Raw genomic sequence first — 26007 nt, 5'->3', positions numbered from 1 at the left:
GGGTTTTATCAGCGTCCGGCGCCCGCTAAAACAAACGCTTGCTGATAGTTTTCGACCTTCAGACTGTCTCGGAGTTCCTCAGCTTGTGCACGTGAGCTCAGCGGTCCTAGCTGAACTCGGTAAAACGCACCGGCCGGTTCGATTTTACCGCTGACTTGGTGACTTTGTTTAAGCTGAGTAAGCAATTGTTTGGCCCGCTCCGCATTACTGATCGCGACCACTTGCACCATGTAGCCATCAGCGCTGCTGGCGGCAGGAGTGTAAGTGTGTGTTGTCGCGGTGCGGGAGGCGACCGGCGCTGCCGCGGTAGGCTCGGGGATCACTTCGGGCTCACCGGCAGGGGCGGCAAAGTGAATGCGCGTATTGTTGCCTTCGGTACTGACCATGGTGGTGACACCGTTTTGATCGGTGTTGCTGTACATCGGTAAGGCTTGCTGCTTAGCCGGTGCATCTTCAATCGGGCCCGGTTGGCTCAGGGTTGGCTGCGCAGCACTGCTGGCATAACTGTTATCTGAATCGCTGCTTGCGGCGTAAGCGCTGTCTGCGCTGCGCGCCGCAGGTTGGGCATACTCAGGCTCACTGGCTTCGTGATTAACCGGTACGGCGCTACCCAGCGTCTCCATTTGTGGCGACATATCCAGAGCAAAAGATTGAGTCTCTTCACCCTGATCTTGTGGCTGATTGGCCGCATCCTGATGTGGCGCTGGCTGCTGGGCGGCACATCCTGCCAGCAGCAAACTGAAGACAATTGCGGAAACGCGTAAATTGCGCATGAAGTCCCTCATACGTTTTTAGATAACATTTTACGGTGGGTATGGATAGACATCACGATACCAAAACCGGCCATCAGAGCAATGATGGAAGTACCACCATGACTGATCAGTGGCAGCGGTACGCCCACCACCGGAAGGATACCACTGACCATACCAATATTCACAAATACATATACAAAGAAGATCAGGGTGATACCCCCGGCCAGCAGACGGCCAAAGGCGGTCTGCGCACGTGACGCGATCACTAGGCCACGGGCGATGACAAACAGGTACAAGGCCAGCAACACTAAGAAGCCGATCATCCCCAGTTCTTCGGCGATCACCGCGAAAATAAAGTCCGTGTGGCGCTCTGGCAAAAACTCCAGCTGGGACTGCGTACCGTGCAGCCAACCTTTACCGAACACGCCACCTGAGCCGATGGCAATCTTGGATTGGATAATGTGATAACCGGCGCCCAGCGGATCACTTTCTGGATTGAGCAGAGTCAGTACCCGCGTGCGCTGATAATCGTGCATCAGGAAGAACCACAGCACCGGCACGAAGGCGGCGATCAACAATACCGCGCCCAAAATGAAGTACCAGCTGATGCCGGATAAGAACACGATGAACAGACCCGAGCTGGCAACCAGCACCGAGGTCCCCAAGTCCGGTTGCGCTGCAACCAGCAAGGTTGGAACAAAGATCAGGATCAGTGCGATGACCGTGTTACGTGACGAGGGCGGTAATGGCTCGCGGCTGATAAAACGCGCCACCATCAGCGGTACCGACAGTTTGATCAGCTCCGAAGGCTGAAAGCGGATGAAGCCTAAGTCCAGCCAGCGCTGCGCCCCTTTGGAGATCGCGCCGAACAGGTCAACCAGCACCAGCAAAATCACCCCGACGATATACAGGTACGGTGCCCAGCTTTCATACACGCGCGGTGGAATTTGCGCCATGCCGAACATCGCCAGCAGACCTAAGCTAACTTGCGCGATTTTACGCTCCATCATGTCGATGTCCTGACCGCTGGCGCTGTACATCACAAACGCGCCCATCATCAGCAGCAGTAACAACCCCGTCAGCAGCGGGAGATCGATATGAATGCGATCCCAGAATGAACGAGGGCGATTGGGATTGGTATCAGTCATTCGGAGTATGATCCTGTGTCGCAGCCGGCAGATCGGTATCGTTCTTACCCAGCAAAATATGGTCGAAAATCTTACGTGCGATTGGTGCACCGTTGGTGGAGCCGCCACCGGCGTTCTCCAGCAAAATGGAGACGACGACTTGTGGGTTGTCATACGGCGCAAAACCGGTGAACCAAGCATGGTCGTGCAGGTAATTGGCCAGCTTCTTCGCATCGTAAGTCTGGTTTGGTGCCAGACTAAATACCTGCGCAGTACCTGACTTACCGGCGGACTTGTACGGCGTGCCAGCAAATGCTCTGCGCGCGGTGCCGTTTGGTCGGTGGTTTACCCCATACATACCGTCTTTGGCGATTTCCCAGTAGCCGGAGTCTTTCACGCCAATCGAGGGCAGATTTTCTTCCGGATAGTTCATGGTGATGCCGTTACCCTGAATGCTCTTTAACAGGTGTGGCGGTTTCACTTCGCCATCGTTGATTAAAATGGTCATGGCTTTAGCTAGCTGCAATGGAGTGGCGGTCCAGTAACCTTGGCCAATCCCCACCGGAATGGTATCGCCCTGATACCACGGCTTACGATAACGGGCCATTTTCCATTCCCGTGATGGCATGACGCCCGAGCGCTCTTCCGAGATATCCACGCCGGTATACTGACCGAAACCGAATTTCTTCATCCACTCCGACAGGCGATCGATGCCCATGTCGTAGGCAACCTGATAGAAGAAGGTATCTGCAGACTCTTCAATCGCTTTGGTGATATTCAGTTGACCGTGGCCCCACTTTTTCCAGTCGCGGTAGCGTTTTTCTGAGCCCGGCAGTTTCCACCAACCGGGGTCAAACAGCGTGGTTTTGGTGGTGATCGCGCCAGACTCCAGCGCCGCCACGGTAATCAATGGTTTGACGGTGGAGGCCGGTGGATAGGTACCTTGGGTGGTCCGGTTAATCAGCGGGCGATCTGGATCGTTGAGCAGGGCGCTATAGGTCTTGCTCGGAATACCGTTGACGAACAGGTTCGGGTCATAACTTGGGCTGGAGACCATCGCCAGAATGCTGCCATCGCGAGGATCCATCACCACGACCGCGCCGCGGCGTTTACCCAGAATGCGTTCGATATATTGCTGCAGCTCCAGATCTAAGCTCAGCGTAATGTTTTGACCGGCGGTGGCAGGCTGTTCACGCAGTTTGCGGATCACCTTGCCGCGGTTGTTGACCTCAACTTCTTCTGAACCCACTTGGCCGTGCAGGATGTTTTCGTAGTATTTCTCGATGCCGAGCTTACCGATATCGTGGGTACCGGCGTAGTTGGCCAGTCGACCTTCTTTATCCAGTCGCTCGACATCTTTATCGTTAATTTTGGCTACATAGCCGATGACGTGCGTCAGCGCCTCCCCATACGGGTAGTAACGCTTCAGGTAGCCTTTCACTTCCACGCCGGGGAAGAGGTATTGGTTGATGGCAAAACGGGCCACCTGCTCTTCATTGAGCGGCGTTTTAATTGGGATAGAGCTAAAACGGCGTGAGCGCTTGCGCTCTTTACGGAAGTTGGCGATATCTTCGTCGGTCAGGCCCACAATGGGACGCAAAGCAGCCAGCGTCTTATCGACGCTGTCGACTTTCTCCGGCACCATCTCTAATTGGAAAACGGTGCGGTTTTCCGCCAGCAAAATGCCGTTGCGGTCATAAATCAGACCCCGACTCGGCGGGATCGGCAGCAGTTTGATCCGGTTATCATTGGAGCGGGTCTGGTAGTCTTCGTAGTTCTGCACCTGAAGGTGGTACAGATTGGCAACCAGAACACCGCTTAACAGCAGAATGCCGATAAAGGCGACAATGGCCCGGCGAAAAAATAACGCGCTTTCCGACGAGTGATCCCGAAAATGCGTACGATCCTGCTTCATCCGCTATAACAATCCCAATGATAATGCTGTAAACAGCGTAATTATTCCCGGTGATAAGGGTGGTTAGCTGTGATGCTCCACGCCCGGTATAAACTTTCTGCCACCACGACCCGTACCAGCGGATGTGGTAAGGTCAGGGGAGATAAAGACCAACTTTGGTCCGCTGCCGCTTTACACGACGGCGCCAGACCTTCCGGCCCGCCAATCAAAAAGCTGACGTCGCGGCCATCTTGCTTCCAGCGCTCCAGCTGTTCGGCCAATTGCTCGGTCGTCCACGGTTTGCCCGGAATATCCAGCGTTACAATCCGGTTGCCTTTTGGGATGGCCGCCAGTGTTTGTTCGCCTTCTTTTTCCAGAATGCGCTTGATATCGGCATTTTTGCCGCGCTTTCCGGCTGGAATTTCCAGCAGTTCAAACGGCATGTCTTTGGGGAAACGGCGCACATATTCTTGAAAGCCCGTTTCAACCCAGGCCGGCATTTTGGTGCCGACCGCGACCAGTTGCAGTTTCACCGCTTAGCTCCAGAGTTTTTCCAGTTGGTACAGGGCGCGGCTCTCTTCTTGCATGATGTGCACAATCACATCACCCAGATCCACGATCACCCATTCACCGGTTTGTGTACCTTCGATCCCCATCATATCCGCACCTGCCAGACGGGCTTCTTTAGCCACATAGTCAGCGATGGAAGAGACATGACGGCTTGATGTACCGGTAGCGATCACCATGTAATCGGTGATGCTGGACTTGCCGCGTACATCTAAAGGCAGGATATCTTGGCCTTTCAGATCGTCAATTTTATCAATAACAAAGTCTTGGAGTGTCTTGCCTTGCAAAGGTTCCCCCTGACCGGAAATCAGTTCCGGTAATATGCAGTTAGCCGAAAATAGGCGGCGGAGTATAGCATGCGACTAGCGTGATGAGTACAGGCCATGCTGTGTGATGTAGGTGGCCACTTCGCAGGTAAGCCAGTCATCGCACGGTTGTCCGTTTTGCAAACGCTGGCGGATGGCGGTGGCTGAAATAGGATATTCCGGTGTTTCGGCCAAAAATACCGTACCGGCCGGTTGGTGGTGCAGCACGTTGCAATCCGTGGTCAGACGCGGGTGTAGCCAGCGCTGAAATGCCACATCATCCGGCATCCGCGCATAACCGGGGCGCGCGCATACCAGTAAGTGTGCGTAGTCAGTCAGCTCCTGCCAGCGAAACCAGCTGGGCAACGTGAGCAGGGAATCTTGACCGATGATAAAGGCCAACGGTTGGCGCGGGCCTATCTCATGTCGCACTTCTTCCAGCGTTTCGATGGTGTAGGACGGCGTGCTGCGTTGCAGTTCGCGCAAATCCGGTACAAACAGCGGGTTAGCTGCGCAGGCGAGACGCACCATCTCGGCGCGCTGGGCGGCAGATGCGACCGGTTGTGGCCGGTGTGGCGGCACATTGTTGGGCATCAGCCGCACTTGGCTCAGTTGTAACGTGCGGGCTAAGGCTTGCACTGGCTCTAAATGACCGCGATGCAGCGGATCAAAGGTGCCGCCATACAGACCGATGAGTGGCAGCGTGGCTGCTGGGGATAACGCATGCTCAGTCATGTCGATGGTGACCCCAGATCCAACACATGGCCACACACACCACAGCTGAGGGTTTGCAGTGCTGGCCACGGATTACTGCTGTAATCTTGTTTGACGCTGCGTTCGAGCGCGGCAAGTTGCGTGAACAGGACCGCCAGCTGTGGCAAGGTCAGCCGCTGGACTGCATGAGTCAGTAACGGACGACGGTTTTGCCACACTTTATGCTGATCGAACAGGGTGCGCAGCGGTATACCCCGTTGCATCTGCTGGTGAAATTGCAGCACCAGCTGTAATTCCCGTTGCAGGGTACGCAACAAGATCACCGGTTCGACATCTTCGTTTTTCAGCTGCTCCAAAATGCGCAGGGCGCGTTTGGTCTTGCCTTCGAGGAGCGCATCCAGCCAGTGATAAGGGGTAAAGTGCGCGGACTGGTTAACGGCAGATTCGACGCGTGGCAGTGATAATTTGCCATCGGGAAACAGCAGGCGCAGGCGCTCAAGAGCCTGACCCAGCGCCAGCAGATTGCCTTCGTAGCAATGACACAGCAAATTGAGCGCCGGTTCATCGAGTTGCAGTTTCAGCGAACGAGCACGCTGGCTAACCCAACGCGGAAGCTGGGCTAACTCCGGCGTCTGGCAGCTGACTAAGGTAGCGTTTTGCTGTGACAGCGCTTTAAACCATTTACTGTTTTCTTGTGCGCGGGTTGGCTTGCCGCCTTGGATCAGCAGCAAAATATCGGGATGTAACATGCCGGCCAGCGTAACTAGGGGTTCGCTGTTATGCGCGCCGGGGCCGCTTTCCGGTAAGGTGAGTTCGATAATTTGCCGAGCGGAAAACAGACTCATGGCTTGGGCGCAGTCAAAAATAGCATCCCAATCGGTTCTATTATCAAGGGTAAAGCTGTGGCGCTCTTCGAAGCCGTGTTGGCGGGCGTGCTGGCGTAGGGTATCGAGACTTTCTTGCAACAGCAGCGGTTCGTTACCAAGGAGCAGGTAACAGGCGCGCAGCCCGTGTTGCAGTTGCGCGCCAAGTTGTTCCGGATAAATTTTATTCATCAGGTTCAGATTATTGTGCCGGCGCAGAGTTGGCCGGCAGGGTGTCCGTAGCCGCTGGGGTACGGGCCTGAATAGTCAGCAATTTCAGCATCAGGCGGCGGGCCGCTTCCTCATACATCTCGTCGCGCAGCAAATCTTCTTCAGCTGCTTTGGCGAGTGCAGTATTCGGGTTATCGAAGAAAGAACGGGTTACCTGAACTGACAGCGGATAGAGATCCTGACCGGGGATCAATACGCTGGCATTCACGTTCAGAGTAATGTTTTTCTCGGCGGCAATACCGTTACGGAAAACTGACACGACCGCATCGCCTTGGCCGGAGCCGTTGATACGCAGCGTCGGTAACTGGTGTACCCCCGGCGTGGTATCACTGACGATAGTGATGTCATTGAGCTGCATTTGCTCGCGTACCGCGCGGGTTAGCGGGCCGTACGGGTCATAGCTTTGCAGGCTCATTTTCTGTAGCGGTTGTGGGATTTGAGTTGTCCCACGCAGATGGAAACCGCAGCCTGCCGTGGCGGCTAATGCCACCACGGTCAGGATTGTCATTAACGGCTTGAGTAGCGATGCTTTCAGCACGTAAATGCTCCTGTGTTAGCCGACAACCACGTTCAGCAGTTTGCCAGGTACGTAGATCACCTTACGGATGCTCACGCCTTCCATGTGTTTGGCGATGTTGGCATCAGCAAAGGCTACTTCCTTCACTTGCTCTTCGGTGGCATCGGCTGCAACAGTCACTTTACCGCGCAGCTTACCGTTCACCTGTACCACGACCAGCTTGCTGTCTTCGACCATTGCCGCTTCGTCAGCCACTGGCCATGGAGCAACGTCGATATCACCTTCGCCGCCCAGCTCTTGCCACAGAGCAAAGCAGATGTGTGGTGTGATTGGGTACAGCATACGTACCACTGCCATCAGCGCTTCTTGCAGCAGAGCGCGATCTTGCTCGGTCTCTTGTGGCATACGGGTCAGCTTGTTCATCAGCTCCATCACAGCCGCAATCGCGGTGTTGAAGGTCTGACGACGGCCGATGTCGTCGCTCACTTTAGCGATGGTTTTGTGCAGATCGCGACGCAGCGCTTTTTGATCTGCGTTCAGCGCAGCCACATCCAGCGCACTAACAGGGCCTTGTGCCAGATGTTCAAAGGCCAGACGCCACAGACGCTTCAGGAAGCGGTTCGCACCTTCAACGCCAGACTCTTGCCATTCCAGTGTCATTTCGGCTGGAGAGGCGAACATCATGAACAGACGCACGGTGTCAGCACCGTATTTTTCCACCATTTCTTGTGGATCGATACCGTTGTTCTTGGACTTCGACATCTTGCTCATGCCGGCATACACCAGCTCATGGCCGTCTTGGTCTTGTGCTTTCAGGATGCGGCCCTTGTCATCACGCTCGGTGATGATAGCGTCGGTTGGGGATACCCAAATACGCTCACCGTTGCTACCGGTGTAGTAGAACGCATCAGCCAGTACCATGCCTTGGCACAGCAGGCGCTTCGCTGGCTCGTCGGAGTTAACCAGACCGGCATCGCGCAGCAGCTTGTGGAAGAAGCGGAAGTACAGCAGGTGCATGGTCGCGTGCTCGATACCACCGATGTACTGATCCACTGGCAGCCAGTAGTTAGCTGCTGCTGGGTTCAGCATACCGTCGTTGTAATCCGGGCAGGTATAACGTGAGTAATACCAAGAGGATTCCATGAAGGTATCGAAGGTGTCGGTTTCGCGCAGGGCTGGCTGACCGTTAACGGTCACTTTCGCCCACTCTGGATCGGCTTTGATTGGGCTTTGTACGCCGTCCATGGTCACGTCTTCTGGCAGCACGACCGGCAGCATGTCTTCTGGTGTTGGGATTACGGTGCCGTCTTCCAAAGTGATCATTGGAATTGGCGCGCCCCAGTAACGCTGACGAGACACACCCCAGTCACGCAGACGGAAGTTCACGCGGCGCTCGCCTTTACCGATGCTGTTCAGCTTGTCAGCAACGGCATTGAACGCGCCATCGAAGTCCAGACCGTCGAACTCACCAGAGTTAAACAGAATGCCTTTTTCAGTGTATGCCTGAGCGGAGATATCCAGCTCGCTACCGTCAGCCGGTTTGATTACCGCGTCAATTGGCAGGCTGTACTTGGTGGCAAATTCATAATCGCGCTGATCGTGCGCTGGTACCGCCATGACTGCGCCGGTGCCGTAGCCCATCAGTACAAAGTTCGCTACCCATACAGGCACCTTGCGGCCGTTCAGTGGGTGGATAGCGTACAGGCCGGTGGCCACGCCTTTTTTCTCCATGGTCGCCAGCTCAGCTTCGGCCACCTTGGTGTTGCGGCATTCGTTGATGAAAGCCGCCAGCTCAGGGTTGTTCTCAGCGGCTTTTTGCGCCAGTGGGTGACCGGCGGCAATACCGACATAGGTCACGCCCATGAAGGTATCTGGACGGGTGGTGTACACGGTCAGCGTGTCATCCATGCCGTCGATATCAAAGGTGATGTCGACCCCTTCGGAGCGGCCAATCCAGTTGCGCTGCATGGTTTTCACCATGTCTGGCCATTCGTTCAGACCGTCCAGATCGCTCAGCAGCTGATCGGCGTAGTCAGTGATCTTGATGAACCACTGTGGGATCTCTTTTTGTTCAACTTTGGTGTCACAACGCCAGCAGCAACCTTCGATTACTTGCTCGTTAGCCAGAACGGTTTGGTCATTCGGGCACCAGTTCACGGAAGAGGTTTTCTTGTAGACCAGACCTTTTTCGTACAGTTTGGTGAAGAACCACTGCTCCCAACGATAGTATTCTGGCTTGCAGGTAGCGATTTCACGCTTCCAGTCATAGCCAAAGCCCAGCATTTTCAGCTGGTTTTTCATGTATTCGATGTTGTCGTAAGTCCACGGCGCTGGCGCGGTCTTATTTTTGATCGCCGCGTTTTCTGCTGGCAGGCCGAACGCATCCCAACCGATAGGTTGCAGAACGTTTTTGCCCTGCATGCGCTGGTAGCGGGAGATCACATCACCGATGGTGTAGTTACGCACGTGACCCATGTGCAGGCGGCCGGATGGATACGGGAACATGGAGAGGCAATAAAACTTCTCTTTGCTGGCATCTTCGGTAACCTGAAACGTTTTTTTGGTATCCCAATGTTGCTGAACCTTGCCTTCAAGGTCTTCCGGGCGGTATTGCTCTTGCATGCTGACAATCCAGAATTCTGTGGGGTTAGTTAAGTATCACACTTAGAAATTCTCATAGAATAACGTATTGAAGCAAGGTGCAACAATAGCAACCGGCTTTTCCCGTCGGAGTTTAGTGTTTTGCTGTCGATGGAGTACTCTTTTCTTGCAGATTACACTGAATAGAGCAGCGCCCGTGGTGGTGTTGCTGGCCGCGAACAAGCCGCTATCTACCGGTACAGCCTTGCAGGCTGAGGAGGCATGATGAGTAAGTGGACAAAGTACTATCAGGCGTTTATCGAGCGTTTCACCCGTGATTTGCAAACCGGTGAACACCAGATTAATAAGGCGGTGGAGACCACCGAAGCTTATCTGAATGCAACCAGCGATCTGACCCGTGATGAGTTGGCTCTGATCAATGCTTATATCGAACGTGACTTGGCGGAGTTTGCGCAGTCATATGAAGAGAGCAAGGCGGCGTTCAAAGACGGGGTGTTCTACCTGAGCCTGAAAGAAAGTATCTGGCAGGGGTTGGCGGAGATCACTGATAAAACCCAGCTGGAATGGCGTGAGGTGATTGATGATGTAACTCACCACGGGGTATACCAAAGCGGCGAGATTGTCGGTTTGGGGAATCTGGTGTGCGAACATTGCCATCATCGTTTGGTGTTCAACCATCCGGATGTGTTGCCGGTGTGTCCAAAATGCGGTGGTACCGAGTTTAGCCGTCAGCCATTTCAGCCGTAACGCGGATTGACGATATTCCAGATAGCAACATTTAAGACAACAGTATTCAAGATAAGAAAAACGCCGTCCTAAGACGGCGTTTTTGTTTGCGGTGCAGATACGTTGCTTACGGTGTGGCTACTCAGCGGTCGCCACTCACCATTAACGGCGCTGACGTAAAACCGCCGCCGCTGCGATGGCTAAGAGAGATGCAATCCACAATGGCCAGTCACCAAACCGAGCATAGGGTGTTTCACCGCGCATCGGCACCACGGTCGCGCTCAGCACCGCAGTTTTGAATTGCGGGATCTGCTGCTGAATTTCGCCATTGCTATCAATCACGGCAGTGACGCCGTTATTGGTGGCGCGTAGCAGTGGGCGACCCAGTTCCAGAGCGCGCATGCGTGCCATCTGGAAATGCTGCCACGGGCCGATAGAGTGACCAAACCACGCATCATTAGAGACAGTCAGCAGGAAATCGGTATCCGGATTTTGCAGGAAATTAGCGCGCATCCGGCTGCCCAGAATAATTTCGTAGCAGATAGCGGTTTCCAGATGGAATTGACCGGCCCGCAGATCCGGCTGCAGGTAATCGCCGCGGCTAAATGAAGACATCGGCAGATTGAACAGCGGGGCAATTTCACGCAGCAAACCTTCAAACGGTACGTATTCGCCAAACAGCACCAGATGGTTCTTGTTATAGCGATTACGGGTTGGGTATTGATAGGTCTCTTGCGGATCACCGAGCACAATCACCGTGTTAAAGAACTGCTTGGTCTGCGGATTACGATCCACCACACCGGTGATCAGCATCGATTTATTGCTGCGGGTGATGCTATCGAGCATGCTCAGCAGCTCATTTTCCTCGGTTTCCAGTGACGGAATCGCCGCTTCCGGCCAAATCACCAGATCGCCGCGTTGCAGATACGGACGCGACATATCGAGGTAAGTTTGCAGTGTCGGGATCCGATACGCTGGCTCCCACTTGAGCTCCTGATCGATATTGCCCTGAACCAGCGCCACGTTGATTTTGCGCTCGCCATCGGCTTTCACCCAATGCAGATTAGCCAGTGGCAATGCCGCGAGTGGTAGTGCGACCGCGACTACGGCAGGGATCACCTTACGACGCACCAGCGCCAGCGTCAGCAGGCCGCTGATGAGCATCAGGGCAAAGGTAATGCCTTGCACGCCAGTGATGGGCCCCAGCCCGTGCAGTGGGCCATCAATCTGGGTATAGCCAAATTGCAGCCACGGGAAGCCGGTAAGCATCCAGCCGCGCAGAAACTCGGTGAAGGTCCACAGTACCGGCGCGGCAAACACCAAACGCGCAGCATTGGCATACGGCAAGAGGCGCGCCAGTAAGGCGGCAAACAGCGCCGGATAGAGCGACAGGTAGGCAGCCAGTAACGCCACCAATACCCAGCCGACCGCCACCGGTAACCCGCCAAATTGCTGGATACTGACGTTGATCCAGCTAATGCCGGTGATAAACAGGGCAAACCCCCAGACAAACCCAACCAACGCAGCCTGTTTGGCCGAACGGTTTAAGGTCAGCAGGAGTAATCCCATCAAAGACAGCAGAGCACACGGCCAAAAATCAAACGGGGAGTAGGCCAGTGTACCCAAGGCGCCAAACAGCGCCGCCAGCGGTAGCGCAAACCGCCGGCGAGTTAACAGTTGCATCATACAGCTCAGTCAGCCAAATCAGGTTGAGGGGCATCGTCGGGAATGGTTACCCGCACTTGAATTATCCGGCGGCTGTCCGCCATGGTGACCTTAAACTGATAGCCATCGATGGTGACCTGCTCTCCCCGCGCGGGAAGATGGCCGAAGCTTTGCATGATCAGACCACCGATAGTGTCGACCTCTTCATCACTGAAGTGGGTGCCAAAGGCGTCATTAAATTCGTCAATCGGGGCGAGGGCATTGACCGCAAAGGTATGCCGGCTCAGCTGACGAATATCACGATCGTCCTCTTCGTCGTACTCATCTTCAATCTCGCCGACGATCTCCTCGAGAATATCTTCGATGGTTACTAGACCGGACACCCCACCGAATTCATCGATCACGATAGCCATGTGGTAGCGCTGTGAGCGGAAGTCCTTCAGCATGCGGTCAACCCGCTTACTTTCTGGCACTACCACGGCAGGGCGCAGCACTTTGCTGATGGCAAACGGCTCGGCATCGCTACGCATAAACGGCAGCAGATCCTTGGCCATCAGCAGGCCTTCGATGTGATCTTTGTCTTCGCTGATCACCGGAAAACGTGAATGGGCGGATTGAATAATCACGTCAATACACTCATCCAGTGACTGGTTGACCTTCAGGGTAACGATCTGAGAACGGGGGATCATGATATCGCGAACACGCAGTTCGGAGATTTCCATGACACCCTCGATCATCTCGCGGGTTTCCTGATCGATCAGCTCGTTCTGCTCGGAGTCCCGCAGGACCTCAAACAGTTCATCACGGTTTTTCGGTTCACCGTGAAAAAGCTGGGTTAACAGCTGACTGAAGAATCCCTTTTTCTGACTGGGGCCATCAGTGTTTTGCGAATGGTCGTCGCTCATGTGCTCTATTTAGTTAGTTAATCCAGGTCTTTTTCGGCAGCATACGGATCGGGATAACCCATCTCCTGCATGATTTCTGTTTCCAAAGACTCCATTTCTTCGGCTTCTTCGTCCTCAATATGATCATAGCCCAGCAGATGCAAACTGCCGTGTACCACCATATGAGCCCAGTGGGCCGAAAGCTCCTTTTGTTGCTCTACCGCTTCGGCTTCAACAACCTGACGGCAGATAATCAGATCGCCCAGCAACGGCAGTTCAATGCCTGGCGGGGCTTCAAACGGGAAAGATAACACATTGGTAGGCTTATCTTTGCCGCGATAGGTTAAATTTAGATGATGGCTTTCTTCTTCATCCACAATGCGGATGGTGACTTCGGCTTCCGGTTGAAAGCCGAGCACTGCGCCATCGAGCCAACGCTGAAAGTCAGCGGCGGCCGGTAAACCGGTATCATTCTGACAGGCAATCTGCAGATCGAGTTCCACGCTCATTATTATTCGTTCTCACTGGTAGGAGCAAGTGCTGTAATTTCAGTCACTTCCGAAGTCGCTGCTGGCGCTGACAGCGCTAAAGCTTCTAGGCGACGCTGTTCAGCCTTTTCTTCTCGGTGACGCTGGTCCTGTGCATCCCACGCTTCATAGGCCTGCACTACACGGGCGACAACCGGATGACGCACGATATCTTCGGTCATTAGGAAGTTGAAGCTGATGTCTTCCACATCCTTCAGCACTTCAATGGCGTGACGCAAGCCAGAGCGCTGGCCACGTGGTAAGTCAACCTGCGTGACGTCACCGGTGATCACCGCTTTGGAATTAAAGCCAATTCGCGTCAGGAACATTTTCATCTGTTCGCTGGTGGTGTTCTGGCTTTCATCCAAAATGATGAAGGCATCGTTCAAGGTTCGGCCACGCATGTAAGCCAGCGGGGCGATTTCAATCACGTTGCGCTCAATCAGCTTTTCTACGCGCTCAAAACCCAGCATCTCGAACAACGCATCGTACAGCGGACGCAGATACGGGTCGACTTTCTGGCTCAGATCGCCCGGCAAAAAGCCTAGCTTTTCACCGGCCTCTACCGCAGGACGCGTCAACAGGATACGACGGATCTCTTGACGCTCCAGTGCATCGACTGCGGCCGCAACCGCCAGATAGGTTTTACCGGTACCGGCTGGGCCGACGCCAAAGGTGATGTCATGGCCAAGGATATTGGCAATGTAATGGGCTTGATTTGGCGTACGTGGCTTAATCAGACCGCGTTTGGTTTTGATCACCACTTCTTTGCCGTATTGCGGCAACTCAGCATTGACCTGCTCCAGCACACGACTTTCGGTGATAGCCAGATGGATTTGGTCCGGCTCCAAATCAGGGATCACGCCACGCACCGGCGCGGTATCCACATACAAACGCGTGAGAATTTGGCTGACCGCCTCTACACACAGTTGTTTGCCAGAGATCTGGAAAAAGTTATCACGACGGATAATTTCCACGCCCAGACGGCGCTCCAGCTGTTTTAAGTTGTCGTCAAACGGGCCGCACAGACTCAGCAGACGCTTGTTATCCGCGGGGGTCAGGGAAATTTCGTGGGTATAGACCTTGTTCAAATTCAACCTCTTAAATTACTGCCCGCAGCGCGGGCAGTGTCAGTTAAGCGCTTAAGAGGATTTAAGGTGCGTAAGTACCAACCCCTAAATCATCTTCCTTACGGGTACGGGCGATCACGCTCTCTGGTGACTCGACGACCCGCAGATTCATTTCATCTTCGGTGCGCAGCAGTTTACCGCGCAGGGAGTTCGGATTGACATCGGTGATTTCGACATCAACAAATTTACCAATCAGATCCGGTGTACCTTCGAAGTTCACCACGCGGTTGTTCTCGGTACGGCCAGACAGCTCCATCACGCTCTTACGTGACAAGCCTTCCACCAAAATACGCTGTGTGGTGCCGAGCATACGGCGGCTAAACTGCATCGCTTGCTGGTTAATGCGCTCTTGCAGAATGTACAGACGCTGCTTTTTCTCTTCTTCCGGCACATCATCCGGCATATCGGCTGCCGGTGTACCTGGGCGTGCAGAGAAGACAAAGCTGTAGCTCATGTCGAATTCTACATCGGCAATCAGTTTCATGGTCTGCTCGAAGTCTTCTTGGGTTTCACCTGGGAAGCCGACGATAAAGTCAGAGCTGATCTGAATGCCTGGGCGCGCTTTGCGGATCTTGCGGATCAGCGATTTGTATTCCAGCGCCGTGTGCGCACGCTTCATCATGGTCAAAATGCGATCGGAGCCGCTTTGTACCGGCAGGTGCAGGAAGCTCACAAGCTCAGGGGTGTCTTCGTACACCGCGATGATGTCGTCAGTAAACTCGATCGGGTGGCTGGTGGTAAAGCGCAAACGGTCGATACCATCGATAGAGGCAACCAAACGCAGCAGTTCGGCGAAGGTGCACTCGCTGCCATCATGGTTAGTGGCGCGATACGCGTTCACGTTTTGACCCAGCAGGTTAATCTCACGCACGCCTTGTGCGGCCAATTGCGCGATTTCCAGCAGGATATCATCTGCCGGACGGCTTACTTCCTCACCACGGGTATACGGTACCACGCAGTAAGTACAATATTTGTTGCAGCCTTCCATGATAGAAACGAAAGCCGTCGGGCCTTCTGCTCGTGGCTCAGGCAGGCGGTCAAACTTCTCGATTTCAGGGAAGCTGACATCCACAATCGGGCTGCGATTGCCGCGCAGACGATTGATCATCTCAGGCAAACGGTGCAGGGTTTGTGGGCCGAATACGATATCCACATACGGTGCGCGCTGACGGATATGGTCGCCTTCTTGTGACGCCACACAGCCACCCACCCCGATGATCAGATCTGGGTTTTTCTCTTTCAGGTTTTTCCAGCGTCCCAGTTGATGGAACACTTTTTCCTGCGCTTTTTCCCGAATGGAGCAGGTATTCAGCAGCAGAACGTCTGCCTCTTCTGCTTCTTCAGTGAGCTGGTAACCGTGAGTGGAGTCCAGCAGATCGGCCATTTTAGATGAATCGTATTCATTCATCTGGCAGCCCCAGGTTTTGATGTGAAGTTTCTTCGTCATCGAATCTCAGTGCCCAAAACAAAGTGAAACGCCGGCCCGTCGCGGCGGGCAGACAGTATGCAAGCGAACTATTCTACTCATTCACCTGACCGGTGACCAGTTGGTTTGCGTATCGGTTTTTAACCGCTGTGCACCTAATGCCGCTTTTGGGGCTGTGAAGGCATAGTGTAGGAAAACGAGGTCTGAGCAAGGCGTGAACTTTTTCTTGAATCAGTGGCCTTCGGCGCTGAGTGCGGCGGGCAAATCCGGTACACTTCACCGTAAGCATAATCACAGATGATATTTACAGATGTCAGGTATGGATATGGACAGGCAACAACATACGCTTACGCCGGATCTGCTGGTGGTCGGTGGTGGCATGGTCGGCGCGGCTTTGGCGCTTGGCGCAGCGCAGCAGGGGCTCAGCGTCACCGTGCTCGAACAACACGAGCCCGAACCTTGGTCAGCTGAGCTGCCACCGCAAGTGCGCGTTTCAGCCATCAGTGTGGCGTCGGTCGCTCTGTTGCAGCGCTTAGGCGTCTGGCCACAGATTCAGGCTATGCGCACCTGTCCGTACCGCCACTTAGAAACCTGGGAGTGGGAAGGGGCGCAGACCCGCTTTTCAGCGCAAGAGCTCAATTTGCCCGAGCTCGGTCATATCGTGGAAAACTGCGTGGTACAGCTGGCGTTGTGGCAAGCGTTGCAGGCGCATCCAAAGGTGACGCTGCTGTGTGAGTCCGAAGGCTTTACCCTTACGCGCGAGGATAACCGTTGGCGACTGACCTTGGCCGATGGTCGTCAATGGCTACCGCGCTTGCTCGCGGGCGCAGATGGCGCGCAATCACGCGTGCGTGTCCAAGCCGGTATTGGCTTAAGTGGCTGGCAGTATCGTCAGTCTTGCTTATTAGTCACGGTGAAAACCGCCGCTTCGCAGCAAGACACTACGTGGCAGCGTTTTTATCCGTCTGGCCCGCGGGCATTTTTGCCGCTGTATGGTCAGCATGGGTCGCTGGTGTGGTATGACAAACCGGCGCGCATCAAACAGCTGTCGGCATTGCCGAATGCGCAGTTACACAAAGCTATCAGCCAAGCCTTTCCGGCGCGTTTGGGCGAGTTTGAGGTGCTAGATAAAGGCGCGTTCGCGCTGGTGCGTCGTCATGCGCAGCAGTATGTGTTACCGGGACTAGCATTGCTGGGGGATGCGGCGCACACCATTAATCCGCTGGCAGGGCAGGGCGTCAATCTGGGCTTTAAAGATGTGCAAGCCTTGCTGGAGGTATTGGACAGTGCGGTCAGCCATCAAGAAGAGATTGGCTCTCTGGCGGTGCTGCGCCGTTATGAGTGTCGCCGTCGACCGGATAACTTACTGATGCAATCGGGTATGGATCTGTTCTATGGCCTGTTCAGTAACGATTTACCGCCGCTGCGTATGCTGCGCAATGTCGGGCTGATGGTTGCGGATAAGTCTGGCGTGCTCAAACGTCAGGCACTGCGTTACGCGCTTGGCCTGTAGCGCCCTGAGCACAAGATCAGTGTAAGAAGAGAACATGGTAAGGCAGCGCGCTGCGGCAACGTAGCCAACATTGCTGCCGCTTCAAATAGAACGGATATACAACCTATCTAACCGGCGACCTCACACGAGCGCCGGTTTTTTTGTGTCGCGCAGCGCTCAAATACAGCCCGAAGCGCCTAGCCAAGTCATGGCTAGCCCAAATAATGAGAAAGGGAGAAAGAAATAGCTGAACGCCAGATAGCAAAAAGGCCCGCTAAAAGCAGGCCTTTTTACTTCGTGAAGAGTGGCTGGGGTGCCAGGATTCGAACCTGGGCATGGCGGGATCAAAACCCGCTGCCTTACCGCTTGGCGACACCCCAACAGGTGTTTCACTTTAAAATGTGGCTGGGGTGCCAGGATTCGAACCTGGGCATGGCGGGATCAAAACCCGCTGCCTTACCGCTTGGCGACACCCCAACAAGGTGTTTCAAATTAATGGTGGCTATGACGGGATTCGAACCTGTGACCCCAGCATTATGAGTGCTGTGCTCTAACCAGCTGAGCTACATAGCCATTAATCTGTTGTGCTCCCGAAGATCGGTTTTTCACGATTTCAGAAACTGTGTATTGAATGGCTGGGGTGCCAGGATTCGAACCTGGGCATGGCGGGATCAAAACCCGCTGCCTTACCGCTTGGCGACACCCCATCCGGGTATTCAATACAACTTAAATTGGCTGGGGTGCCAGGATTCGAACCTGGGCATGGCGGGATCAAAACCCGCTGCCTTACCGCTTGGCGACACCCCAAAAGAATATTTACGCAGTGAAATGGTGGCTATGACGGGATTCGAACCTGTGACCCCAGCATTATGAGTGCTGTGCTCTAACCAGCTGAGCTACATAGCCATCGTATTGTTTCACCCATCTTCTGCCGTTTTTCAACGAACAAGGAGATGGCTGGGGTGCCAGGATTCGAACCTGGGCATGGCGGGATCAAAACCCGCTGCCTTACCGCTTGGCGACACCCCAATCTCGTAAATCTGCAATACCTAAATCAGTGACATGGTGCGGAAGGAGGGACTTGAACCCACACACCTTGCGGCGCCAGAACCTAAATCTGGTGCGTCTACCAATTTCGCCACTTCCGCGCTAAAAAAAGATGGTGGCTATGACGGGATTCGAACCTGTGACCCCAGCATTATGAGTGCTGTGCTCTAACCAGCTGAGCTACATAGCCATCTTTTTTATCGCGTCACCTCATCGGCGTTGCGGGGCGCATTATGCGTATCCCAGCGAAAACCGTCAACCCTTTTTTATGCCAAGATTTCTAATTTTACCCTGTTTGCCTGTCTTGCAACCAGTTTGGTGAAAAAAAAACAAGAAAAGTTTAAAAATTAATCAGTTGTTTGTCAAAACTCGTGTGATAGAGCACAGAAAAAGTGTGCGCTCGGCATGACAAATTTACCGCTACTTTCCACTCTTCTCACTTTACCCGCTAGCGCGATAATGTAAATGGTCAAGAGATAATCAACTTTCGCCGCGAAGAATCATGTAGAAAGGCGTTAATCAGCATTTTGAACGGTGAAAATCCGTTTTTGCGCTGATTTAAGTAAGTTGTGGCGGGTGAATTGGTCTATCGATGAGCTGTCTTGCGTGTTGATGCAGTCCGGCCGATGTTAAGGATGTGATTACACCATGACCGGACTGCTGAGCGTTACTTAGTGCGACTGAGTTCTATTGCGTGAAGTCAGTGCGCTATTTGGCTTATGCGCCTTTGTAGGCATCCACGTGTACACCGGCGACGGCGCGACCGGATGGGTCAGCCATATTTTTGAAAGCTTCATCCCACTCAATGGCTTTAGCCGACGAGCAGGCCACCGATGGACCGCCTGGCACGCACTCCGCTGCGCTAGGTTGTGGGAACAGCTCTTCAAAGATTTCCCGGTATACGTAGGCTTCCTTGGTGGTTGGCGTGTTGTAAGGGAAACGAAAACGTGCCGTCGCCATCTGTTGCTCGGTCACTTGCTGCTCGGCTTGCGCTTTTAGCGAGTCAATCCAGCTGTAACCGACGCCATCAGAAAACTGCTCTTTCTGACGCCATGCAATACTGGCGGGCAGATAGTGGGCAAAACATTCACGCAGGATATGCTTTTCGATTTTACCATTGCCGCACATTTTGTCCTGCGGATTAATGCGCATGGCCACATCTAAGAAGCGTTTATCCAAGAATGGCACGCGCGCTTCCACACCCCATGCGGCCATCGCTTTGTTGGCGCGGGCGCAGTCATACATGTGCAGGGCCAGCAATTTGCGTACGGTCTCTTCGTGCAGCTCTTTGGCGTTAGGCGCTTTGTGGAAGTAGAGATAGCCACCAAACACTTCATCGGAGCCTTCACCGGAGAGCACCATCTTAATGCCCATGGCTTTGATTTTACGCGCCATCAGGTACATCGGAGTTGAAGCGCGGATGGTGGTCACATCATAGGTCTCAATGTGATAAATCACATCGCGGATCGCATCCAGCCCTTCTTGCACCGTAAAATGGATCTCATGGTGTACGGTACCAAGGTGGTTCGCGACCTCTTGGGCGGCGGCCAGATCTGGTGAGCCTTTGAGTCCGACCGCGAATGAGTGCAGCTGTGGCCACCAAGCTTCGCTTTGCTCATTATCTTCAATACGGCGGGCGGCAAACTTTTTGGTGATGGCGGAGACCACCGACGAGTCCAGCCCCCCAGAGAGCAATACGCCATACGGCACATCAGACATCAAATGGCTTTTCACCGCATCTTCGAAGGCTTCACGCAGCTGGTTAGGATCGGTGACGGCATCTTTAACCGCATCGTACTCCATCCAGTCACGTTGATAGTAACGGCGGATCTCACCGTCTTTGCTCCACAGATATGAGCCTGCTGGGAATTCTTTGATGGTGCGGCACACCGGCACCAGCGCTTTCATCTCAGAGGCCACATACAGGTTACCGTGCTCGTCATACCCCATGTACAGCGGGATGATACCGATATGATCGCGCCCAATCAGGTAGGCATCTTGCTCGGCGTCATACAGTACAAACGCAAACATGCCGTACAGCTGGTCAAGGAAGTCAGGACCATTCTGCTGATACAGTGACAAAATCACTTCGCAATCCGAATCAGTTTGGAACGCGTAGTCTGGCTGCGCGGCACGCAGCGCTTTGTGGTTGTAGATCTCACCGTTTACCGCAAGGATGTGGGTCTTTTCGGCATTAAACAGTGGCTGAGCTCCGTTATTCACATCGACAATCGCCAAGCGCTCGTGCGCTAAGATGGCTTTGTCTGTGGCATAGATCCCGGACCAGTCTGGCCCACGGTGACGCAGTAATTTGGACATCTCCAGGGCTTTTTTGCGCAGCTCACTGGGATCAGACTTCAGCTCTAAAATACCAAAAATCGAACACATACTTTCTTTCCTTGCAGTTGCGATCTTTTAAACCGGCTCACCTATCGGAGCTGAGCCGTACAGGTTTTGTTCATTCAATGTGCCAAGGCGCAGAATTTTTGCAAGCATTTTTTCTGACCTTGATTGATGAATCTTCATCCATAAATGAGTTTAGTTAGATATTGGTTATCCTTACCGCTGGCGTTTTTATCGTATCCTCATCAAAACGGCCAAAAAGTTGATCGGTGGATAAATGGCTGATCACGTGGCGAGCAAAACCACTACCGGCTTCGTTATAGATATTGAATGCGGCGTGGACACCGTCACCGGTTAGCTTTTCCACTTCATCTTGGTATTCGGCAATGGCGGCAATACGGCCGGTAAATTGACGATGGTGCAGGTGATCCAGCGCAAAATGGTTCACTTGCCAGTGTGGCATCGCCAGCAAGATTAACTTCACATTGCCGCGCGGTCGTACGCGCTCCCAAAAATCAGGGTCAGTGGCATCGCCTTGAATTACGTTACGTCCGCTTTGCCGATGTGCGAGCACGCTTTCGGGGTTGGACTCGATACCGAGCAAAATATCGCCATAACGCTCGCGCAGCTCATCATAAGCCCCAGAGCCAATGCGCCCCATGCCGAGAACCAGGATTTGCGCATCGCCGGGGTCAATCAGGCGGTCATCAGGGTGCAGATTGCGGTTTTCATCTGGTTTCGCCTGCTTGCGTAAAATGGCATACAAGCGATCGGTCATCTTGTTCAGTGGTACAGAAATCAGGAATGACAGCGCGGTCGTCAGTGCCAGCACCACCAACCAGCTGCTGCTGAGTAACCCTTGGCGTACGGCAATACCGCCGACAATCAGGCCAAATTCACTGTAGTTACACAAGGTCATCGCCAGCTGTAAGCTGGTACGGATCCGAAACCGAAACAGACGTGCGGCCAGATAGTAGAGCGCCGCTTTGACTGGCAATAAAAACAGCAGTAACACCGCCATACCTAAGCCTTGCCAGCTTGGGATCTCCTCAAGACCGATTTGCAGGAAAAAGCAGATTAAGAACAGTTCGCGCAGATTGAACAGCGATTTAGACAGTTCCGATGCGCGAGAATGACCGGCAAACAGCATCCCGATAATCAGCGCGCCCAGATCCGGTTTCAAGCCACACCAGCTAAACAGAGCCGCCCCTGGGATCAGAGCAAGGAAAATGCCACCCAGCACCAAAATCTCATCGTGGCCGAGTTTATCCAGCAGCCGATATAGCACAGGACGACACAGTGGCAACAGCAGCAGTAACGCCGCCCACGGATGCGGTAATTTACCGGTAGAGGCACTTAAGAAGATGACGGCGAACAGATCTTGAATAACTAAGATCCCAAGGGCTAATCGGCCATAGGTACTGAGCAGCTCTCCACGCTCTTGCATGGCTTTGACGGCCAGTACCGTAGAGGAAAAACTTAACGCAAAGCCGAGCAGCAGAGCGTTAGAAAAATCCAACTGCATTACCAGCAGCAAGGTGGTGACCTTCAACAAGGTCAAAACCAACGCCACACTTAAGGATGACAGCAGGGTGTAGCCACTGGCGCCGACCAGCACTTCGCGGCGCATCAACAGCCGGATATCCAGCTTGAGGCCGATGGTAAACAGCAGCAACGTTACCCCGAGATCAGCCAGAGCGCTCAGAGGGCTACCGGCACTGAAACCCGCGACATTCAGGCCAAAACCGGCCACTAAAAAACCGATGAGCGGAGGTAAGCCGACACGTTGCACTGCAAAGCCGGCAAAAAAAGCAATACTGATGAGTAGCAGGAGTTGAGAATCTATCATGCGTTCCTTTGCAGGGTCAGAGACACTGACCTGTCCATTAGAGATTAATCAAGCCGTTGCATTGAATGTTAGTGCATGGCGATAAGGCCCTTAACAAAACACCGCGTTAGCGCGGTGTTTGTGATTATAAAATATCGATGTCAGCCACTGAATCAAAAACATGATTCGGCCTAAACGGCATGGTCTCGATATCGGCATGCTTAGATACCCCAGAGAGCACCAAAACGGTCTCCAGACCGGCCTGAAAGCCTGCCAGAATATCGGTACGCAAGTTATCGCCGATGATCAGGGTGTTTTCGGAGTGCGCCTGCATCTTGTTCAGCGCGGCACGGATAATCCACGGGCTTGGTTTGCCGACGAAAAACGGCTTACGGCCGGTAATTTTTTCAATTGGGGCGCACAGTGCACCGCAGGCAGGGGCATAACTTGGGCCGTGGGTATCGGGGTTGGTGGCAATAAAACGCGCACCATTAGCCACAAAGCGCGCGGCTTTATGGATCATATCCCAGTTGTAGGAGCGGGTTTCGCCCACAATCACGAAATCGGGGTTGATATCGGTGATGGTAAAACCGGCCTTATACAGTTCGTGAATTAAGGCGCCTTCACCGATGACAAACGCTTTTTTCCCTTCCTGACGGCGCAGAAAATCAGCGGTCGCCATACCGGCGGTATAGAACACACTTTCTGGGACATCAAGGCCTGCGGAATGAAAGCGGTTAGCCAGATCCTGCGCGGTCTGTACGGGATAGTTGGTTAGGATCACCAGCGGGGTTTCTTGCTCGAGCAGGCGATGTAGGAATTCTTTTGCTCCGGGTACGGCGGTATTGTCGTGCAGTAACACACCGTCAATATCACAGATCACGCTTTTTTTCATGCCATCTCCGAATTAGCACAGGTAGGTGTAGGGCTGCATTATGCGCAGCCCACGAGTATACCACGGAGAAAATGACAACCGGATAAAAGCGGTGAATTATTGCGCCGTTAGCTTATTGTTCCAGCAAACGTTGTAGCAAAATACCATTAAGCATTGAGCGCTTGATAAGGGCAAACGCACCGATGGTCGGCTTGTCATACAGCTCGGAGGCGACCACCGACAGTTTTTGCCGGAATTCTTTGAGTGATTGAGTCTGAATACAGGCTTCAATGGCGGGGAACAGCACTTTTTGCGCTTCGGTAATTTCCCCAGCGATGATCACTTTTTGCGGGTTGAACAGGTTCACTGTAATGGCAATCGCCTGACCCAGTTTACGGCCCACTTGTTCAATCAGCTCCACCGCCAGCAAATCGCCCTTATTGGCCGCGTGACAAATGCTGTAGATATTCAGATCGTCAGCATTGAGCAATTTACTTGGGTAACCGGCTTGCAGCAATTCACGCGCGCGCTGTTCGATGGCGCTGTTGGCAGCGATGGTTTCTAAGCAACCAAAGTTACCGCAGTGACAGCGAGGGCCGAGCGGATCAATTTGGATGTGGCCAATTTCGCCAACGTTACGGTTATAGCCGAGGAAAATCTGTCCATGCACAATAATACCGGCACCGGTACCCCGATGCAGACGAATCAAAATGGAATCTTCGCAATCGCGACTGGCGCCAAAGTAGTGCTCAGCTAGAGCCAAACTGCGCACATCGTTACCGACAAAACAGCTGACGTCAAAGTGGCGACTTAAGATATCGGCCAGCGGCCAGTGTTGCACGCTAACATGCGGCATGTATTCCACTACACCGGTGTCGGGGTCGACTAAGCCGGGCAGGGTGATGGACATGGCAATCAGTTGGCGAATTTTACGCTGGTGGGTGGCGATAAACTGTTCAATCAGTTCAATCAGCTCTTTTTCCAGCTGCGCCTGATCGTGTTGGAGCAAGATAAAGTGCTCTTCGGCCAGCGATTTACTGCTGAGGTCGTAGAGTGAAATCGTGGCATCGCGGCGACCCAAACGCACGGCAATAGAGTGGAATGGCCGGGTTTCGGTGACGATGGAAATAGCGCGGCGACCGCCGGTTGACGCTTGTTGCTCAACCTCTTTGATCAGTCCGCGCTCAAGCAGCTGGCGGGTAATCTTGGTGACACTGGCCGGAGCAAGTTGGCTGTGATCAGCGACTTGGATCCGCGAAATAGGCCCTTGCTGGTCTATCAGGCGGTATACCGCTGCGCTATTGAGTTGTTTAACCAGATCTACGTTACCAATTTGTCCGCCAGTGCTCATAGTTTAGTGCCGCTCAAGCTGTCCGTTAACGATGGTCGCCTTGACTGTAAAGTCACGATCAAACACCGTTATGTTGGCAACTTTGCCGGCTTTAATCTGACCTAAGCGGTCTGCCACGTTAATGGCGCGTGCCGGATACAAAGTGGCCATACGCAGTGCTTCATCCAGTGCGATGCCGATGTGCTCGACGCAGTTTTGTACTGCTTCGATCATGGTCAGTGCGGAGCCGCCCAGAGTGCCGTTTTCATCTACACACTTCCCATCACGGTAATATACTTTTTTACCGACGAAAATGAAGTGGTCAATGTTAGCGCCTGCTGGAGCTGTGGCGTCCGTCACGAGAACCAGTTTCTCGCCTTTCATTTTGTGCGCCAGACGGATGTTGGACCAAGAAACGTGGAAACCGTCAGCAATAATGCCGGTGTACACATCTGGAGTGTCCAAAATCGCGCCAACCATACCCGGCTCACGGCCAGTGATTGGCGGCATGGCGTTGAACAGGTGGGTGGTGAAACTCACGCCGGCAGTAAAGCCTGCGCGGGCTTCGGCGTAGCTGGCGTTGGTGTGGCCACCGGAAACCACAATACCGGAGTCGACCAGCTTACCAATCAGGCTAGCGGGTGCCAGTTCTGGTGCCAAGGTGACTTTGGTCACGGCATCGGCGTGCTCGCAGATATAGTCCACCATTGCTTCATCCGCTGGGCGAATGAAGTCTGGGCTGTGAATCCCTTTTTTCAGGATATTCAGGTATGGCCCTTCCAGGTGCAGACCCAGCGCTTGGTTTTTGTGCGCTTGCAGATAGCTTTCCATCACGGCGATGGCGGTTTTCATTTCGCTATCGCTGGTGGTGATCAAGGTTGGCAGATAGCTGGTGCAACCGGATTTCAGGTTGGCGCGCTGCATGATATGCAAGGTTTCTTCGGTCACGGCATCGTTCAGCATCACGCCGCCACAGCCGTTCAGCTGGACATCAATGAAACCCGGGCTGACGTTGGCGCCATCCAGATCGACGATTGCGATCCCCGCCGGCAGTTCGCTCAACGGGCAGACTGACTCGATGACGTCACCGTTAATGATAACCGCATGGTTATCCAGAATGTCATAGCCGGAGTAAACACGGCAATTTGTCAGGGCATATTTCAT

21 protein-coding genes and 9 tRNA genes are annotated in these 26007 nt (G+C 53.7%); 2 read left to right on the top strand and 28 right to left on the bottom strand.

Going from position 1 to position 26007, the window contains the following annotated elements; all coding sequences use genetic code 11:
- Window positions 1-8 precede the first annotated feature (8 nt).
- The 9 genes from NCTC9997_RS10980 to leuS form a co-directional block, all read right to left on the bottom strand.
- Window positions 9-773, bottom strand: a complete 765-nt coding sequence (locus NCTC9997_RS10980) for an SPOR domain-containing protein (RefSeq protein WP_064978068.1) — start codon at window positions 771-773, stop codon at window positions 9-11.
- An 8-nt stretch (window positions 774-781) separates the two neighbouring features.
- Window positions 782-1900 (bottom strand): peptidoglycan glycosyltransferase MrdB, encoded by a 1119-nt coding sequence (gene mrdB / locus NCTC9997_RS10975; RefSeq protein ID WP_010864272.1) that lies wholly within the window; start codon window positions 1898-1900, stop codon window positions 782-784.
- Entirely contained in the window at window positions 1893-3794 is a 1902-nt protein-coding gene (mrdA, locus tag NCTC9997_RS10970; protein ID WP_039045527.1) for a peptidoglycan DD-transpeptidase MrdA, read from the bottom strand. Before mrdA ends, mrdB begins: the two co-directional genes overlap by 8 nt.
- A gap of 41 nt (window positions 3795-3835) precedes the next feature.
- A complete protein-coding gene (gene rlmH, locus NCTC9997_RS10965) occupies window positions 3836-4306 on the bottom strand; it encodes a 23S rRNA (pseudouridine(1915)-N(3))-methyltransferase RlmH (RefSeq protein ID WP_010864270.1) in 471 nt (156 codons plus the stop codon).
- A 3-nt stretch (window positions 4307-4309) separates the two neighbouring features.
- Entirely contained in the window at window positions 4310-4627 is a 318-nt protein-coding gene (gene rsfS / locus NCTC9997_RS10960) for a ribosome silencing factor (RefSeq protein WP_010864269.1), read from the bottom strand.
- A gap of 75 nt (window positions 4628-4702) precedes the next feature.
- Window positions 4703-5380, bottom strand: a complete 678-nt coding sequence (gene nadD / locus NCTC9997_RS10955; protein ID WP_064978067.1) for a nicotinate-nucleotide adenylyltransferase — start codon at window positions 5378-5380, stop codon at window positions 4703-4705.
- On the bottom strand, window positions 5377-6414 hold the full coding sequence (gene holA / locus NCTC9997_RS10950) for a DNA polymerase III subunit delta (RefSeq protein ID WP_064978066.1): 1038 nt from the start codon (window positions 6412-6414) through the stop codon (window positions 5377-5379). Before holA ends, nadD begins: the two co-directional genes overlap by 4 nt.
- Before the next feature lie 10 nt (window positions 6415-6424).
- Complete coding sequence (lptE, locus tag NCTC9997_RS10945) at window positions 6425-6991, bottom strand: LPS assembly lipoprotein LptE (RefSeq protein WP_010864266.1); 567 nt, start codon at window positions 6989-6991, stop codon at window positions 6425-6427.
- 15 nt (window positions 6992-7006) lie between these two features.
- Window positions 7007-9592 carry a leucine--tRNA ligase gene (leuS, locus tag NCTC9997_RS10940; RefSeq protein WP_039045529.1) on the bottom strand — a complete coding sequence of 862 codons (2586 nt, stop codon included), beginning with the start codon at window positions 9590-9592 and terminating at the stop codon, window positions 7007-7009.
- A 243-nt stretch (window positions 9593-9835) separates the two neighbouring features.
- On the opposite strand from leuS, the gene NCTC9997_RS10935 reads away from it, so the two are divergent.
- The gene (locus tag NCTC9997_RS10935) at window positions 9836-10318 is read left to right on the top strand and encodes a zinc ribbon-containing protein (RefSeq protein ID WP_039045530.1); all 483 of its coding nucleotides are present in this window, start codon (window positions 9836-9838) and stop codon (window positions 10316-10318) included.
- 141 nt (window positions 10319-10459) lie between these two features.
- On the opposite strand, the gene lnt is transcribed toward NCTC9997_RS10935, so the two are convergent.
- The 5 genes from lnt to miaB all read right to left on the bottom strand — a co-directional run bounded on the left by lnt (window position 10460) and on the right by miaB (window position 15950).
- Complete coding sequence (gene lnt / locus NCTC9997_RS10930; RefSeq protein ID WP_064978065.1) at window positions 10460-11983, bottom strand: apolipoprotein N-acyltransferase; 1524 nt, start codon at window positions 11981-11983, stop codon at window positions 10460-10462.
- A gap of 5 nt (window positions 11984-11988) precedes the next feature.
- Window positions 11989-12867: a CNNM family magnesium/cobalt transport protein CorC gene (corC, locus tag NCTC9997_RS10925; RefSeq protein WP_010864262.1), complete on the bottom strand. Its 879-nt coding sequence runs from the start codon at window positions 12865-12867 to the stop codon at window positions 11989-11991.
- Window positions 12868-12884: 17 nt separating this feature from the next.
- Window positions 12885-13358 carry an rRNA maturation RNase YbeY gene (gene ybeY, locus NCTC9997_RS10920; RefSeq protein ID WP_112866333.1) on the bottom strand — a complete coding sequence of 158 codons (474 nt, stop codon included), beginning with the start codon at window positions 13356-13358 and terminating at the stop codon, window positions 12885-12887.
- Window positions 13358-14464: a PhoH family protein gene (locus NCTC9997_RS10915; protein ID WP_010864260.1), complete on the bottom strand. Its 1107-nt coding sequence runs from the start codon at window positions 14462-14464 to the stop codon at window positions 13358-13360. Before NCTC9997_RS10915 ends, ybeY begins: the two co-directional genes overlap by 1 nt.
- Before the next feature lie 61 nt (window positions 14465-14525).
- Window positions 14526-15950: a tRNA (N6-isopentenyl adenosine(37)-C2)-methylthiotransferase MiaB gene (miaB, locus tag NCTC9997_RS10910; RefSeq protein ID WP_039045532.1), complete on the bottom strand. Its 1425-nt coding sequence runs from the start codon at window positions 15948-15950 to the stop codon at window positions 14526-14528.
- A 304-nt stretch (window positions 15951-16254) separates the two neighbouring features.
- Here miaB and ubiF point away from each other — a divergent pair, with 304 nt between their 5' ends.
- Window positions 16255-17442, top strand: a complete 1188-nt coding sequence (gene ubiF, locus NCTC9997_RS10905) for a 3-demethoxyubiquinol 3-hydroxylase (RefSeq protein WP_064978501.1) — start codon at window positions 16255-16257, stop codon at window positions 17440-17442.
- Window positions 17443-17726: 284 nt separating this feature from the next.
- Here the strand turns inward: ubiF and NCTC9997_RS10900 are convergent.
- The 14 genes from NCTC9997_RS10900 to nagA form a co-directional block, all read right to left on the bottom strand.
- A tRNA-Gln gene (locus tag NCTC9997_RS10900) sits at window positions 17727-17801 on the bottom strand.
- A 22-nt stretch (window positions 17802-17823) separates the two neighbouring features.
- A tRNA-Gln gene (locus NCTC9997_RS10895) sits at window positions 17824-17898 on the bottom strand.
- A gap of 19 nt (window positions 17899-17917) precedes the next feature.
- Window positions 17918-17994 (bottom strand) — tRNA-Met (locus NCTC9997_RS10890).
- Between the two features lie 59 nt (window positions 17995-18053).
- Window positions 18054-18128, bottom strand: a tRNA-Gln gene (locus tag NCTC9997_RS10885).
- Between the two features lie 25 nt (window positions 18129-18153).
- Window positions 18154-18228, bottom strand: a tRNA-Gln gene (locus tag NCTC9997_RS10880).
- Window positions 18229-18250: 22 nt separating this feature from the next.
- Window positions 18251-18327 (bottom strand) — tRNA-Met (locus tag NCTC9997_RS10875).
- Window positions 18328-18375: 48 nt separating this feature from the next.
- Window positions 18376-18450: transfer RNA gene (locus NCTC9997_RS10870), tRNA-Gln, on the bottom strand.
- Window positions 18451-18484: 34 nt separating this feature from the next.
- A tRNA-Leu gene (locus NCTC9997_RS10865) sits at window positions 18485-18569 on the bottom strand.
- Between the two features lie 12 nt (window positions 18570-18581).
- Window positions 18582-18658 (bottom strand) — tRNA-Met (locus NCTC9997_RS10860).
- A gap of 527 nt (window positions 18659-19185) precedes the next feature.
- The gene (gene asnB, locus NCTC9997_RS10855) at window positions 19186-20856 is read right to left on the bottom strand and encodes an asparagine synthase B (protein WP_064978064.1); all 1671 of its coding nucleotides are present in this window, start codon (window positions 20854-20856) and stop codon (window positions 19186-19188) included.
- A 154-nt stretch (window positions 20857-21010) separates the two neighbouring features.
- Window positions 21011-22660 carry a cation:proton antiporter family protein gene (locus tag NCTC9997_RS10850; RefSeq protein ID WP_064978063.1) on the bottom strand — a complete coding sequence of 550 codons (1650 nt, stop codon included), beginning with the start codon at window positions 22658-22660 and terminating at the stop codon, window positions 21011-21013.
- Window positions 22661-22784: 124 nt separating this feature from the next.
- Window positions 22785-23534, bottom strand: a complete 750-nt coding sequence (locus tag NCTC9997_RS10845; protein WP_010864255.1) for an HAD-IIA family hydrolase — start codon at window positions 23532-23534, stop codon at window positions 22785-22787.
- A 112-nt stretch (window positions 23535-23646) separates the two neighbouring features.
- Complete coding sequence (gene nagC, locus NCTC9997_RS10840; RefSeq protein ID WP_064978062.1) at window positions 23647-24864, bottom strand: DNA-binding transcriptional regulator NagC; 1218 nt, start codon at window positions 24862-24864, stop codon at window positions 23647-23649.
- A 3-nt stretch (window positions 24865-24867) separates the two neighbouring features.
- Window positions 24868-26007 carry an N-acetylglucosamine-6-phosphate deacetylase gene (gene nagA / locus NCTC9997_RS10835; protein ID WP_064978061.1) on the bottom strand — a complete coding sequence of 380 codons (1140 nt, stop codon included), beginning with the start codon at window positions 26005-26007 and terminating at the stop codon, window positions 24868-24870.

Origin of the sequence: Plesiomonas shigelloides, from assembly GCF_900087055.1 — a bacterium.
Taxonomy (GTDB): Bacteria; Pseudomonadota; Gammaproteobacteria; order Enterobacterales; family CAMTGL01; genus Plesiomonas; species Plesiomonas shigelloides.
This window is presented reverse-complemented; position numbering and strand designations above follow the sequence as displayed.